Annotated in this window: 13 protein-coding genes; 10 read left to right on the top strand and 3 right to left on the bottom strand. The window is 67.7% G+C overall.

Going from position 1 to position 13,570, the window contains the following annotated elements:
• Positions 1-149: 149 nt before the first annotated feature.
• Positions 150-1,415 (bottom strand): PucR family transcriptional regulator, encoded by a 1,266-nt coding sequence (locus tag NM1_RS26140; protein WP_068025136.1) that lies wholly within the window; start codon positions 1,413-1,415, stop codon positions 150-152.
• Between the two features lie 76 nt (positions 1,416-1,491).
• Positions 1,492-2,976 carry an acyl-CoA synthetase gene (locus NM1_RS26135; protein WP_246011652.1) on the bottom strand — a complete coding sequence of 495 codons (1,485 nt, stop codon included), beginning with the start codon at positions 2,974-2,976 and terminating at the stop codon, positions 1,492-1,494.
• A gap of 172 nt (positions 2,977-3,148) precedes the next feature.
• On the opposite strand from NM1_RS26135, the gene NM1_RS26130 reads away from it, so the two are divergent.
• From NM1_RS26130 to recN, 7 genes are all read left to right on the top strand, one after another.
• Positions 3,149-3,598 (top strand): MarR family winged helix-turn-helix transcriptional regulator, encoded by a 450-nt coding sequence (locus tag NM1_RS26130; RefSeq protein ID WP_068025129.1) that lies wholly within the window; start codon positions 3,149-3,151, stop codon positions 3,596-3,598.
• 174 nt (positions 3,599-3,772) lie between these two features.
• On the top strand, positions 3,773-4,615 hold the full coding sequence (locus NM1_RS26125; RefSeq protein ID WP_068025126.1) for a p-hydroxycinnamoyl CoA hydratase/lyase: 843 nt from the start codon (positions 3,773-3,775) through the stop codon (positions 4,613-4,615).
• A gap of 709 nt (positions 4,616-5,324) precedes the next feature.
• Entirely contained in the window at positions 5,325-5,561 is a 237-nt protein-coding gene (locus NM1_RS26120) for an SRPBCC family protein (RefSeq protein ID WP_068025123.1), read from the top strand.
• 377 nt (positions 5,562-5,938) lie between these two features.
• Positions 5,939-6,238: a hypothetical protein gene (locus NM1_RS42525; protein WP_246011653.1), complete on the top strand. Its 300-nt coding sequence runs from the start codon at positions 5,939-5,941 to the stop codon at positions 6,236-6,238.
• Between the two features lies 1 nt (position 6,239).
• On the top strand, positions 6,240-7,100 hold the full coding sequence (locus NM1_RS26110) for a TlyA family RNA methyltransferase (RefSeq protein ID WP_068025116.1): 861 nt from the start codon (positions 6,240-6,242) through the stop codon (positions 7,098-7,100).
• Positions 7,097-8,026: an NAD kinase gene (locus tag NM1_RS26105; RefSeq protein WP_068025112.1), complete on the top strand. Its 930-nt coding sequence runs from the start codon at positions 7,097-7,099 to the stop codon at positions 8,024-8,026. Before NM1_RS26110 ends, NM1_RS26105 begins: the two co-directional genes overlap by 4 nt.
• Positions 8,026-9,807, top strand: coding sequence for a DNA repair protein RecN (recN, locus tag NM1_RS26100; protein WP_068025109.1), 1,782 nt, complete (start codon positions 8,026-8,028; stop codon positions 9,805-9,807). The genes NM1_RS26105 and recN overlap by 1 nt, the downstream gene beginning before the upstream one ends.
• Before the next feature lie 42 nt (positions 9,808-9,849).
• On the opposite strand, the gene NM1_RS26095 is transcribed toward recN, so the two are convergent.
• Entirely contained in the window at positions 9,850-10,272 is a 423-nt protein-coding gene (locus NM1_RS26095; RefSeq protein ID WP_068025319.1) for an SRPBCC family protein, read from the bottom strand.
• 181 nt (positions 10,273-10,453) lie between these two features.
• Here NM1_RS26095 and steA point away from each other — a divergent pair, with 181 nt between their 5' ends.
• From steA to NM1_RS26080, 3 genes are all read left to right on the top strand, one after another.
• On the top strand, positions 10,454-11,668 hold the full coding sequence (steA, locus tag NM1_RS26090; RefSeq protein WP_068025106.1) for a putative cytokinetic ring protein SteA: 1,215 nt from the start codon (positions 10,454-10,456) through the stop codon (positions 11,666-11,668).
• A gap of 9 nt (positions 11,669-11,677) precedes the next feature.
• Positions 11,678-12,601 carry a copper transporter gene (locus NM1_RS26085; RefSeq protein ID WP_068025103.1) on the top strand — a complete coding sequence of 308 codons (924 nt, stop codon included), beginning with the start codon at positions 11,678-11,680 and terminating at the stop codon, positions 12,599-12,601.
• Between the two features lie 323 nt (positions 12,602-12,924).
• Positions 12,925-13,530, top strand: coding sequence for a CatB-related O-acetyltransferase (locus NM1_RS26080; protein ID WP_068025316.1), 606 nt, complete (start codon positions 12,925-12,927; stop codon positions 13,528-13,530).
• The last annotated feature ends 40 nt before the right edge of the window (positions 13,531-13,570 follow it).

The following is a 13,570-nucleotide window of genomic DNA, read 5'->3' as shown; positions in this document are numbered from 1 at the left end:
CTGAGTGGATTCCGCCCGCCGAGGCTATGACCCGGATCTGGTGGTGGAACAGATTTTCGGCGCCTTTGTGAAATCTGATGACGACCGGCCGTTTTCATGGCCACAGACCCGAGCGGATCGCCCCGGACACAACGGCATTTCCTTTTTCGCTAGTCGGTATGCCTGGTCCTCGATGCGGAACGAGTGTCGGCATTGCGAGTGATCATGCCGGCGATGAGGTTCCATCGGTCGGGAGTCGTTTGGGGGTCGAGGCCGGTGAGTTCGGTGATCCGTTGCAGGCGGTGCCGGACCGCGTTGACCGAGATCTCCAACCGGCGAGCGGTTGCCTGGCGGCTCCCTTCGGTGGCCAGGTATGTCCGGAGGGTTTCGTGCAGTTCCGGGGTGGCTTCGAGGGGGCGCAGGTAGGACTGGAGTCGTTGGTTCGCCGGTCCGGGGCGGGTGATCTGGTATTCGCAGGCGAGGTCTCGGAACAGGTGTAGCCCTGGACCGCGCTGCAGTAGTACGGCGAGGTCCAACAGATGGTGGGCGATTTCGGTGGCCTGGGGGATTTCGTCACGGCGGGCCGCGACGGCGGTAGCGGTGACGGGTGCGCCGGCGCTGTGTCCGAGTCGGGTGATCAGTCGGCCGGCCCAGTCCCCGGCCGAGGTGTCCGTGCCTTCGATGTCGATGGTTGCGGTGGTGGGTATCAGCAGGGTGCCGCCGTCGGTGCTCAACAGCGACAACACCTTCGGCTCGGCAATGGTCGCGAGTTCGGCCTGGACACGGCGTAGTTTACGGCGGGCTACGATCCGGCCGTCGACGTCGAGGTGGTCCTCCTGCGGATGCCGTGCCAGTGCCACCGCGACCACCAGATAGTGGGCCGACAGGGTGTCGTGGTGTGCCTGTGTCAGTGTTGTTCCGTCGGCCAGGAGCGCGGCGGTCAGTGACTGGTCGGCGGCGCGCTGTTGCGTGGAGGCGGCGCGTACTTCGCTGCTGTACCCCCGGGACACAGCGACGGTGAGAGCTCTCAGGGCATCGACCATCAGCATCCCGCTCCTGTGGATCGCGGGTGCGCCGTACCGGAACAACTGTTTGCCGGCCAGGTCGACCGCGACGGTGACGCTGGCATGGATGGCGTGGTGGAGCACCGCGATCGGCAGGTCCCGCTCTGCCCACCAGGTAGCTGTTGCTTCGATCCGGGCCGTGGTGTGTTCGGGCACCGAGCCGTCGGTGTGCGCGGCGTGCATCAGACCGGCGAGGCAGCATTGCACCGCCGCCATCAGGGTGATCTTGGCGGTGGCTGTGTGTTCGTTCGAGAGGCAGGTTGTGTCGAGGTTGTCGAGAATCGTTCGGGCCAGCCGGCGGTCGCTCGATGTCAACTCCGACAGATCGACGGGCCGGGCGGCCGGATCGGTTCGGCCGTTCGCTATCCGCATGCGGTCGACCCCGGATCGACTGGGCCGGTACGGGTTTCGGGGTAGCGTTTCTGACTTGGTCTCGATTCGGGCACCGTCAGTCCTCGTCGGCCGGTGCGCCGTGCAATTGCCGGATCCGGGTCTTCATCAGTTTGCCGGACGCGTTGTAGATCAGTTTGTCAACGAAGACAACGGATTTCGGGATCTTGTAGCGGGCGATCCGGTCGTCGAGATAGTCGAGGAGTTGCCGTTCGGACAGTTGGGCTCCGGGGTGGACAACGACCACGGCGCGGCCGACTTCGCCCCAGGTATTGTCCCGAATGCCGATGACCGCGCATTCGGCGACGGCGGTGTGGGTGTAGATGGCTTGCTCCACTTCGGCGGGGTAGATGTTCTCGCCGCCGGAGATGTACATGTCGTTGAGCCGGTCGGCGACATAGAGGTATCCGTCGGTGTCGAGGTGGCCCAGGTCGCCGGTGTGCAGCCAGTGACCGTCGGTGTAGGTGGCCGCGGTGGCGTCCGGGCGGTTCCAATAGCCGGGGCTGACATTGGGGCCGTGCACCAGGATCTCGCCCGTGTCGCCGGCTCCGTCGGTGGAGTCGAGTCGAACGTCGGTGAAGAAGCACGGTGTGCCCGCGGAACCGGGTTTGTCGTGATCGATGCCGGGGCCGGTGGCCCGCAGGATCGTGACGCCGGGCGAGGCCTCGGTGAGCCCGTATCCGACGATGATCGGTGGCCCGTGCTCGCGAAACTGCTCCAGCAGTGTGGTGGGGACCGGTGCGCCGCCACACAGCGCGTGCCGCAGCGTCGAGAGGTCCGCGGTGCCCGAGGCCGATGCGCGCAGCAGCGACAGATACATGGAAGGAACCCCGAAAAGCATAGTGACGCTGTGCGTTTCGATGAGCTCGAGGGCCCGATCGGCGTCCCACCTCGCCTCGATCAGCGCCGTGCCGCCCTTGAGGAGGATCGGGAACAGTACCTGGTTGAGGGCCGCGGTGTGAAACAGCGGCGCGGTGACCAACGCGACCTCGGTGCTGCCGAGATCGATATCGATGAGCAGGTTGAAGACGTTCCAGGTGATATTGCCGTGAGTGAGCCGGACGCCCTTGGGGTAGCCGGTCGTGCCGGAGGTGTACTGGATCATGAACAGCTCGTCGAGCGAGATCGGTTCGTCGAGCGTGAGATCACTGCCGGGGTCGCTGAAGGGGCCCAGCGGGTCCGTGCCTGTGGCTGCGTCGATGGTCACGATCTCCATGCCGATCGAGCTCAGTCGCTCGGAGTCGACGACGGGGTCGAAACCGCGTTCGGCGATCAGCACTCGCGGCGCGCAATCAGCGAGGATGTAGGAGGTTTCGGGTGCGGCCAACCGCGTGTTCAACGGCACCATCACGGCGCCGAGTTTGGCCACCGCAAAGAGGATCTCCACCAGGGCGATCGAATTCCAGCCCAGGTATGCCACGCGGTCTCCGCGCTCGACACCGTGCTCGCGCAGCCCGTGCGCCAACCAGACTGCGCGCGCCTCCAACTCGCGGTAGGTCAGCTGTCTCTCGTCCTGCATCAGAGCGACACGGTCGGGGGTCATGCGAGCTCGGCGGGCAGGCCATGAACCCACTCCCTGGTCGTTCATTCCGTGTCTCCCAATGTAATTCGGTGCCAGCTCGGGGTGGACTCCGATGGCAACTCCCGGGCATATGGGTCCGATCGCTCGAAAATATATCAGGAATCCTGTCATTGCAAGATGCTTCAATGACGGGGTGACCGCTTCCGACGAACCACGGCCCGCGACGCTGCTGTACCTGCTGAAACGGCTGGAACTGGCCAGTCGTGCGCATCTCGACGCGTTGCTCAAGCCGTCGGGTGTGACGGCCCTGCAGTACACCGCGCTGACCGTCCTGGAGCGGCGGCCGACGATGACGTCGGCCGATCTGGCGCGGGCCTCCTTTGTCCGGGCGCAGTCCGCCGGTGACCTGATCGCCGCGCTGGAGCGACGAGGTCTCATCGAACGGAGGGCGGACCCGGCCCACGGGCGCCGATTGCTGATCAGCCTGACCGACGAGGGGCGAGACTTTCTCGTCGAGTACAACCCACTGGTCGCGGACCTGGAGGAGAGGATGCTCGCCGATCTCGACGAGTCGGACCGGCGTGCTTTCCGTAGATGCCTCGTGGCGGGCCGCCGAGCGTTGACGGACGGGGCGGGCGCCTGACCCGTCGCTCTGCCCACCGCCGAGCGGGGCAACTCGGCCCTGTGTCACCAGAATTGCTGCGGCACTGTGTAGTTCGTGCAGGAGTCGATTTCGGGCCGACGGTCCGGGGTGTTGACCTGACGCTCGCCGAGTGCCACACTCTCGATTATAAGGAATCCTGATATTGGAGGACTGATGACTGCAGCGATCGAGCCGTGGGGCGACACCGTCACCGTGGAGTTCGACGAGGGCATCGCCTGGGTGACGCTGAACCGTCCGGCGAAACGCAACGCGATGAATCCGGCATTGAACGAGGAGATGTGCCGGGTGCTGGACCAACTCGAGACGGACGACCGCTGCCGGGTGCTGGTGCTCACCGGTGCTGGCGAATCATTTTCCGCCGGAATGGATTTGAAGGAATACTTCCGCGAGGTCGAGGACGTCGGCAGTGCCACGCTGCAACATCGAGTCCGCCGGGTCGGCAACGAGTGGCAGTGGAAGCGGTTGGCCTATTTCCCGAAGCCGACGATCGCGATGGTCAACGGCTGGTGCTTCGGCGGGGCATTCACCCCGCTGGTTGCGTGCGATCTGGCGATCGCCGACCAGCGGGCACAGTTCGGGCTGTCCGAAGTGAACTGGGGCATCCCTCCGGGCAGTGTGGTCACCAAGGCAATCGCGGCGACCGTGCCGCACCGCGACGCGCTGTACTACATCATGACCGGCGAGCCGTTCGACGGTGCCCGGGCAGCGCAGATGCGGTTGGTCAACGAGGCGGTACCGGCGGAGCGATTACGAGCGCGCACAAGGGAATTGGCGGTGCGGCTCGGATCGATGAATCAGGTCGTCTTGCACACGGCGAAGGTCGGCTACCGGTTCGCCGCCGAGATGAGCTGGCACCAGGCCGAGGACTACCTGTATGCCAAGCTCGACCAGTCGAGAGTGCTCGACGGCGAACGGAGCCGAGCACACGGCCTCAGCCGGTTCCTCGACGACAAGAGTTACCGGCCCGGCCTCGGTGCCTTCGACCCCGCCGAATAGGCTCTGACCGACCGCCACCGTCGCGACCTTTCTCATCCCCGGATGGCAGCTCCCACTTGTAGCGGCGCCGAGATGTCAACTGGCACAACAATCATGGTCGATGCCGGAACCTGCTGCTGATTGGGCGTCGGAGGAGACAGCCGCCCTGCCCGAAACGCGATGCCGGGGCGACGGACATCCATGTGCGTCACCCCGGCCGCTCTCGATTCGTGCTACCTGGTCGTCACGCGGAGAGCAGGAAAGGCTACGTGACGGCCGTGTTCGACTACAGGGCTCGGATGAGGGGACGACCGACTGTGAGCCGAACAGTGAAGTGTGGCAGCAGCGCTCGAGCGGGCCGTAGCTGTCGAACAGCTTTGCGTTTCGGCCCGCATGTCACAGTAGTGCCGCTGTCCAACCCGCTTCCAGCCTAACCCGGGGTATTAGTAAGGCTCACAACGGGATTCGAGTGCCAAGTTCTCGGCACCACGAAATCTCGACTACATCCGACTCAACGCCCGGCCACATCGCGTCACCTGCGGCGACTGCGAGAGGCGGGCTGGTGCACTCGCGCCCCGATGGGACGCGGCGCCGCTATTCGCCAGAACCCGGTGCCCTGCGGGGATATCGACGTATGGCTCGATCAGTTCCGCGGGCTGTGGAGCGATGCCCTGTCTGCTCTCGACGTAGAGGTGCGTCGAGGAAAGTCGTCAACGAGGAACGGGGCGACATGAACATCGCCGACGAGATCAACAGGGTGATCCGCAAGATCACGACCAGCGGTGAAGCGCATCAGGTCGTTCTGGAGCGCGCCTTCGATACCGATGCCGCCGATCTGTGGAACGCGTGCACGAGTCCAGAGCGGCTGTCGCGCTGGTTCGAGCCGCTGCAACGGGTGTCGGGTGGGAAGAGTCGTTGCGAGCCCTGTCGCTGCATCTCGCCGACGATGCTCGATACACCCCGATGACATGGTGGAGTTCGCTAGTAGGCACGAAGGTCAGGAGCGGATCCGGCGGGCCGCCGATGCTTGGGGTTTGACCGACCAGGGCGCCGGAACGCCCGCGATCCGTGCAGAGCCGCGAGCACTGAGGACGGCAGCGTTTTACCTGGGCCGCGCAACAGACTCCTAGCCCCATGTCGATGAAGCAGGTAGCCCAGGCAGTCAGGTCGTGTCGTGACAGTCGTGGAACTCGGGAGGGCGGGTTACCAGCGGTCCGGAGTCATCGCATGTCCTTGTCCTGGTCGGCGGTGCGGAAATACCGACCGGAAAATGGGGTGGTGTACACCCCGACACCCGGTCAGTACGTGTGTTCGAATGTGAACTCCGGTAGCGTTGTGCGCACCATGAGTACTCCGATGCCCCGCCCGCACGCACCCGGATCGAACGGGCCCCACCCCGGCATTCCGATGCCCGGCCAGCACCTGGCGGGCGCGAATCCGGCGGAGTTCGCCGACCCGGAACAGGTGCGCGCGGAGATCGACGCCCTGCTGTCGGAACTGTCTGCGGGAGCGCGTCGTTCGGATCTCGCGGAGGCCGCGCCCGGCACCGCGAGCGCCGGGACCGACATCACCCGCCGCGCCCGCATCCTGGAGCAGGCGCACGAGGTGCTGGTCCAGGCCCTGGCGACGGTGGACAAGATCTGAGTTGGCCAGGCGCGCGCGGGTGGACGCCGAACTGGTTCGCCGCGGATTGGCGCGGTCGCGGGAACATGCGGTCGAGCTGATCGGTGCGGGCCGCGTCCTGATCAACGGTACGGTCGCGTCGAAACCGGCGACGGCCGTGGAACTCGGCACCCCGCTGCTGGTGCGCGACGAGCCCGACGAGGTGCAGTGGGCCTCGCGTGGCGCGCACAAGCTGCTGGGAGCGCTGGAAGCGTTCGAACCCCACGGAGTCACGGTCGCCGGAAAACGCTGCCTGGATGCCGGTGCGTCGACCGGCGGTTTCACCGATGTCCTGCTGTCCCGGGGTGCCCGCGAGGTGGTGGCGGCGGATGTCGGCTACGGCCAGCTGGTGTGGCGGCTGCGCAGCGACGACCGGGTGCGGGTGCACGATCGAACCAATGTCCGGGCATTGACGCCGGACGTGATCGGCGGAACCGTCGAACTGGTGGTCGCCGACCTGTCGTTCATCTCCCTCGGCCTGGTGCTGCCCGCGCTGACGCAGTGCTGTGCGCCGGGCGCCGATCTGCTGCCGATGGTGAAACCGCAGTTCGAGGTCGGCAAGCAGCGAGTAGGCTCCGGCGGCGTGGTGCGGGATCCGGCGTTGCGGGCCGAGGCGGTGCGCGAGGTGGCGGGTGCGGCGGCGGCGTTGGGGCTGCGGCCCCGGGGCGTGGTGGCCAGTCCGCTGCCCGGTCCGTCCGGGAATGTCGAATACTTCCTGTGGTTACGCAAGGAGTCGGTCGGCCTCGAGGCGGACGGCACAGTGGCCGCTTCCGGGACGGACGATGTCGCCGCGGGTGAGATCGCGGCGCTGGTGCAGCGGGCGGTCGAGGAGGGACCACAGTGAAACGGGAGATTCTGCTCGTCGCGCACCCCGGCCGTCCGGAGCTGACCGAGACCGCGCACCGGGTGGCGAAGATCTTCGAGGACGCCGGGATCGGACTGCGCGTGCTGGCCGACGAGGCCTACAGCACCCGGCTGGACTGCGACGACACCGGCGAGCCGGACGGCTACCCGGTGCAGGCGGTCGAGCACGGGCCAGACGCCGCCGTGGGCTGCGAGATGGTGCTGGCGCTCGGCGGCGACGGTACGTTCCTGCGCGCCGCCGATATGGCGCGCTCGGCGCGGGTGCCGGTGCTGGGAATCAACCTGGGCCGCATCGGATTTCTCACCGAGGCGGAGGCCGAGCATCTCGACGACGCGCTGGCCCAGGTGGTGCACGGCGACTACCGCATCGAGCAGCGGATGACGCTGGATGTCAGTGTCCGGGTCGATGATGTAGTCGTGGAACGCGGATGGGCCCTCAACGAGGCCAGCATCGAGAACGCCGCCCGCATGGGCGTGCTGGAGGTGGTGCTGGAGGTCGACGGCCGCCCCGTGTCCCAGTTCGGCTGCGACGGAGTGCTGATCGCGACCCCGACCGGATCCACCGCGTACGCGTTCTCCGCGGGCGGCCCGGTGGTGTGGCCGGAGCTGGAGGCGCTGCTGGTGATCCCGAGCAACGCCCACGCCCTGTTCGCGCGCCCGCTGGTGACCAGCCCGGATTCCCGGATCGCGGTGGAAACCGTTGCGACGGGCCATGATGCGATAATTTTCCTGGACGGCCGCCGGACGCTCGCACTGCCCAAGGGCGCCCGGTTCGAGGCGGTCCGCGGGACCGAGCCGGTGCGCTGGGTGCGGCTGGATTCCGCGCCGTTCGCCGATCGGATGGTGCGCAAATTCCAACTGCCCGTGACAGGCTGGCGAGGTCGTCCGCCGAACGGAGAGCACTAGTGCTGACAGAGATCAGGATCGACGGCCTGGGGGTCATTTCCACCGCCACGGCCCAATTCCACGAGGGGCTGACCTGCCTGACCGGTGAGACCGGCGCCGGGAAGACGATGGTGGTGACGAGCCTGCATCTGCTCGGCGGCGCCCGCGCCGACGCGGGAAGAGTGCGCCAGGGCGCGGCCCGCGCGGTGGTGGAGGGCCGCTTCACGGTCGAGGACGTGCACGACGGCGCCCGTGACGAGGTCGCGAAGGTGCTGGAATCGGCTGGGGCACAGCGCGATGACGACGGCAGCGTCATCGCCGTGCGCACCGTCGGCAGCGACGGGCGCTCACGCGCGCACCTGGGCGGGCGGGGCGTCCCGGCGGCGGTGCTGGGCGATTTCACCGCACCGCTGCTGACCGTGCACGGCCAGAACGATCAGCTGCGATTGCAGCGTCCGGAGCAGCAGCTGCGGGCGCTCGACCAGTTCGCCGGCGGCCCGATGGACGGGCTGCTGCGCAAGTATCAGCTGGCCCGCCGCACCTGGCTGCAGGCGCGCGACGAACTGCTGGAGCGCACGGCCCGGGGCCGCGAACTCGCGCTGGAGGCGGACCGGCTGAAGTACTCGCTGGACGAGATCGACGCCATCGCACCGGAACCCGGGGAGGACGAGCGCATCGTCGCGGAGGTGCGCCGGCTGTCGGATCTGGATTCGCTGCGCGAGGCGGCCACGGCCGCCCACGATGCGCTGGCCGGTCCGGCCGATGCGCCCGGCGAGGGCGCGGGCGCGCTGGACCTGCTCGGCACCGCGCGGGCCCGGCTGGATTCCGCCGAGGACCGCGCGCTGGGGGACCTGTCGCCGCGGTTGGGCGAGGCGATCTCGGTGGTGGCCGACCTGACCACCGAACTCAGCACCTACCTGTCGGACCTGCCCTCCGATCCGAGCGCGCTGGATTCGCTGCTGAACCGCCAGGCCGAATTGAAGACGCTGACAAGGAAATACGCGCCCGATATCGATGGCGTGCTCGCCTGGGCCGTCGATGCGCGCGGCCGCCTGGATTCACTCGACGTCTCCGACGAGGCGCTGGCCGCGCTCCGCAAGGAGGTGGAGGCCGGCGCCGAGCAGGTGTGCGAGACGGCGAAGAAATTGACCGCCGCGCGCACCAAGGCCGCCAAGAAGCTGGCCGCGGCGGTGAGTTCCGAACTGTCCGGCCTGGCCATGGGCCGCGCGAAGCTCGAGGTCGTGGTGCGCCCGATGCCCGCCGCCGCCGGAGATGCGGCGCCGATCACCGTGGGCGGCAAGGAATTACACGCCGGATCCGCCGGTGTGGACGAGGTGGAGTTCCGGCTCTCGGCGCATTCGGGGGCTCAGTCGCTGCCGTTGAGCAAGAGCGCCTCCGGCGGCGAGCTGTCGCGCGTGATGCTCGCGCTGGAGGTGGTGCTGGCCAGCTCCGAACACGGCACCACCATGGTGTTCGACGAGGTCGACGCCGGGGTCGGCGGCCGCGCCGCGGTCGAGATCGGCCGCCGCCTGGCCCGGCTGGCCCGCACCCACCAGGTGATCGTGGTGACCCACCTGCCGCAGGTGGCCGCGTTCGCCGACACCCATCTGGTGGTGGACAAGGTCGACGACGGCAAGGGCGTCAACAGCGGCGTCCACGCCCTGGCCACCGACGAACGCGTCAAGGAACTGGCCCGCATGCTGGCCGGTCTCGACGACACCGAAACCGGCCGCGCCCACGCGGAAGAACTGCTGGAAACCGCCCGCGCCGAAAAGGGCAGCGCCGAACCGGCCGCGAGCTGAGCGGATTCCGGCCGAAAGCATGCCGGAATCAGGTGGGAGCGCCTACTTCGCCACCGCCTTCTTGGCGGCGCTGAGGAACGGGCTGATCAGGCCCTTGAGGGCGAGTTCGGTGAGCTTGGCGGGGACGGGGACCTTCGGGTCGGAGTCCATGCGGTAGGTGACCAGGGTGCCGCCGGGGGCATCGGCGAAGGTGATGGTGCCGGTGTGGCTGCGGACCGGGGCGCCGGCGATGATCTTGTACTCCATGCGCTCGCCGGGTACCAGGGCGGTGGTCTCCTCGGTGACACCGACGCCCGCGACGCCGACCAGGTACCGCGCGCCGACACCGGCGGGCTCGGGCGAACCGGGCTGCTTCATGGTGAAGTTGATCGGCAGATATTTGTTGAGGCTGTCACGCTCGGTGAAGAGCTTGTACACGACATCGCGCGGTGCGGGAATGACGGTGTCGATCGTGGTGCTGGCCATGCCAATCTCCTTCTGAAGCGGTACGTCGTGCGCCTGCCGGGCGAGCATATCGGTACCGGACATATCGGTACCGGTTCGGTGACCCTCGTGATGCGTCGCTGGCATCACTGTGACGAATCTGGTAGCGGAATTCGGCGCGCCTCCACCAAAGGTTGAGGGTTTCCGATCATCATCGGATCTCATGAAGATGCTGGCGCTGCTGTCGAAAAGCACCGAAACGCTGCCCGGCCTGTCCGGGATAGCCCGGGTCGACCGCAACACCCGGCGTCTGCTCAAGCGTGTCGGACCGGGCGACGTCGTGGTGCTCGACGAGATGGATCTGGATCGGCTGACCGCCGACCGGCTCGTCGAGGCGGGCGTGGTGGCGGTGATCAACGCCTCCCCGTCGATCTCCGGGCGGTATCCGAATCTGGGCCCGGAAGTGCTGGTGGCCAACGGAATCCTGCTGCTGGACGCGGTGTCCACCGACGTCTTCACCAAGATCAAGGACGGCATCAAGGTCCGCATCGACGAGGGTGTCGTCTACGCCGACCGGGTCACCAAGAAGGTGCCGGAGGTGCTGGTGGAGACCATCGAGCTGAGCGAGGCCACGATCGCCGAGCGCATGATCGAGGCCCGCAACGGCCTGGCCGATCACCTGGAGGCGTTCGCGGGCAACACGATCGAGTTCATCCGCACCGAGAGCGCCCTGCTGATCGACGGTCTCGGGGTGCCGGACCTGGCCGTGTCCATGCGTAAGCGGCACGTCGTGGTGGTCGCCGACGGGCCCGATCACCGCGAGGACCTCAAGTCGCTCAAGCCGTTCATCAAGGAGTACGCGCCGATTCTGGTCGGGGTGGGGCGCGGCGCGGATGCGTTGATACGCGGCGGATACCGGCCCGATCTGATCGTCGGCGATCCGGAGGAGATCACCGCCACGGCCCTGAAGTGCGGCGCCGAGGTGATCCTGCCCGCCGATACCGACGGCCACGCCAAGGGCCTGGAGCGCATCCAGGACCTCGGTATCGGCGCCACCACCTTCCCGTCGTCCGGCTCGGCGACGGATCTGGCGCTGCTGCTGGCCGACCACCACGAGGCCGCGCTGATCGTCACCTGCGGCGCCGCCGCCTCGCTCGACGACTTCTTCGATCGCAGCAGGCGCGAATCGAATCCGGCGACCTTCCTCACCCGGCTCAAGACCGGGTCGAAGCTGATGGACGCGAAAGCCGTTGCCACGCTGTACCGGCAGCGCACCTCCGGCTGGGCGGCCGCGCTGGTGGTGTTGGCCGCGCTCGTCGCGCTGATCGTGGCGCTGCTCGCCTCGCAGCACATGGGTGGTGAGGTGCTGGACTGGGTGCGCGACACCTGGCAGCACGCCGAGTCCTGGGGCCGGGGCTTACTCGATCGGAAACAATAAGGGGGAACAGTGATTTCGTTACGCCAGCACGCCATCTCCATCGCGGCGATCTTTCTGGCGCTGGCGGTCGGGCTGGTACTCGGCGGGCAGGTGATCGGCGGGGGTTCGCTGCGCGCGGACCGCGGCGACGGGCGCACCGCCGAGCTGAGCGACGAAAACGCCGAGCTCACCGCGCAGCTGAACGCGGCCGACGCCTTCGTCGCCCGGTCGGCGGGACGGCTGCTGGGCGGTACGCTCGCCGACCGCAGCGTGCTGGTGTTCACCACTCCCGACGCCGACAATGCCGATGTCGACGCCGTCACCAAATCGCTGCTGGCATCGGGTGCCACGGTGGCCGGAAAGGTCTCGCTGACAGCGGCTTTCGTGGACTCCGGTCAGGGCGATCGGCTGCGCACGGCGGCCACGAACATGATTCCGGCCGGTGCCCAATTGCAGACCGGCGCGGTCGACCAGGGGGGTCTCGCGGGCGATCTGCTGGGCCTGGCGCTGCTCACCGATCCCGGTAGCGGTCAGCCGCGCGCCACCGAGCAGGAACGCGGACTGATCCTGGATACGTTGCGCGGCGGGGGATTCCTGAACGCCGATACCGTCCACCCCGCCCAGCTGGCCGTCGTCGTCACAGGCGACGGGGCCAAGGCGGACCAGGACAACGAGGGCTCGATCGTGGGCCGGTTCGCCGGTGGGCTGAAGGGCCGCAGCGCGGGGGTGGTGCTGGCCGGTCGCTCGGGCGCCGCGGACGGCTCCGGCCCGATCGCGGTGGTGCGCGGCGACTCCCAGCTCGGCTCCACGGTCACCACCGTGGATAACGTGAACCACGAAATCGGCCGGGTCACAACGGCTCTGGGGCTGAGCGAGCAACTGAACGGCGTCACCGGCAGGTACGGAACGGGCGCCAAGGCCAACTCCCTCACCGTCGCCGCCATGCCACGCTGAGGCCAAGCCGGAGATCGCCCTACGTCACTTCCGGCATGCCACGCCGAGTTCGTCGTTCCGGCATGCTTTCGGCCGGAATCCAGTGCGATCCCGGCCAAAAGCATGCCGGGAATTGGGGAGGGCATGCCGGGAATTGGGGAGGGCATGCCCGGGGATGGGGGGAGGGCATGCCGGGAATGGCGCAGGCATGCCGCCGGGAATGGGGAAGGCATACCGCCGGAAATGACTGGGAGGCGTGAGCCGTGGTTTGGCATGATGGGCCGGTTGTCCGAACGAAGGGATGATCCGTGCCTGTGCCACCCGATCCGACCGTGCTGCACCCCATGCCCGAGCAGCCGCGGGTGGTGCTGCTGAAGCCGCTGATCACCTCGCCGCTGATCGAGGTCGGGGAGTTCTCGTACTACGACGATCCGGACGATCCGACAGCCTTCGAGACGCGCAACGTGCTGTACCACTACGGCCCGGAGAAGCTGATCATCGGCAAATACTGCGCGCTGGGGGAGGGCGTGCGGTTCATCATGAACGGCGCGAACCACCGCATGGACGGGCCGTCGACGTTCCCGTTCCCCATCATGGGCGGGTCGTGGTCGGACCATGTCGATCTCATCGCCGGGTTGCCGGGGCGCGGCGACACCGTCGTCGGCAACGATGTCTGGCTCGGATACGGCACGCTGGTGATGCCGGGCGTGCGGATCGGGCACGGCGCGATCGTCGCCTCCGGATCGGTGGTCGTCGACGATGTGCCCGACTACGCGATCGCGGGCGGCAACCCGGCCCGGGTCATCCGCTACCGCTACGAGCCCTGCCGGATCGACCGCCTGCTCGAGCTCGCATGGTGGGACTGGCCGCTGGAGATGATCACCGCACACGTCCGGACAATCATGTCCGGCAGCGTCGACGACCTGTCTGCCGCGGCCGCTGCCGGGTAACCCGGGACGGATGTGCCGACAGCGCCGGATGGGACGGATG

Origin of the sequence: Nocardia mexicana NBRC 108244 (genome assembly GCF_001613165.1) — a bacterium.
GTDB classification, from domain to species: Bacteria; Actinomycetota; Actinomycetes; order Mycobacteriales; family Mycobacteriaceae; genus Nocardia; species Nocardia mexicana.
Note: the sequence above shows the minus strand (reverse complement) of the source record. Positions and strands in the feature narration are given on the sequence as shown.

What these genes read in the sequence shown, in the direction of transcription:
- steA (WP_068025106.1), top strand. Translation starts at nt 10,454, where the DNA reads ATGAAGATGCTGGCGCTGCTGTCGAAAAGCACCGAAACGCTGCCCGGC.
- NM1_RS26080 (WP_068025316.1), top strand. Translation starts at nt 12,925, where the DNA reads ATGCCCGAGCAGCCGCGGGTGGTGCTGCTGAAGCCGCTGATCACCTCG.
- NM1_RS26140 (WP_068025136.1), bottom strand. Translation starts at nt 1,415, where the DNA reads ATGCGGATAGCGAACGGCCGAACCGATCCGGCCGCCCGGCCCGTCGAT.
- NM1_RS26095 (WP_068025319.1), bottom strand. Translation starts at nt 10,272, where the DNA reads ATGGCCAGCACCACGATCGACACCGTCATTCCCGCACCGCGCGATGTC.
- NM1_RS26125 (WP_068025126.1), top strand. Translation starts at nt 3,773, where the DNA reads ATGACTGCAGCGATCGAGCCGTGGGGCGACACCGTCACCGTGGAGTTC.
- NM1_RS42525 (WP_246011653.1), top strand. Translation starts at nt 5,939, where the DNA reads ATGAGTACTCCGATGCCCCGCCCGCACGCACCCGGATCGAACGGGCCC.
- NM1_RS26120 (WP_068025123.1), top strand. Translation starts at nt 5,325, where the DNA reads ATGAACATCGCCGACGAGATCAACAGGGTGATCCGCAAGATCACGACC.
- NM1_RS26135 (WP_246011652.1), bottom strand. Translation starts at nt 2,976, where the DNA reads ATGACCCCCGACCGTGTCGCTCTGATGCAGGACGAGAGACAGCTGACC.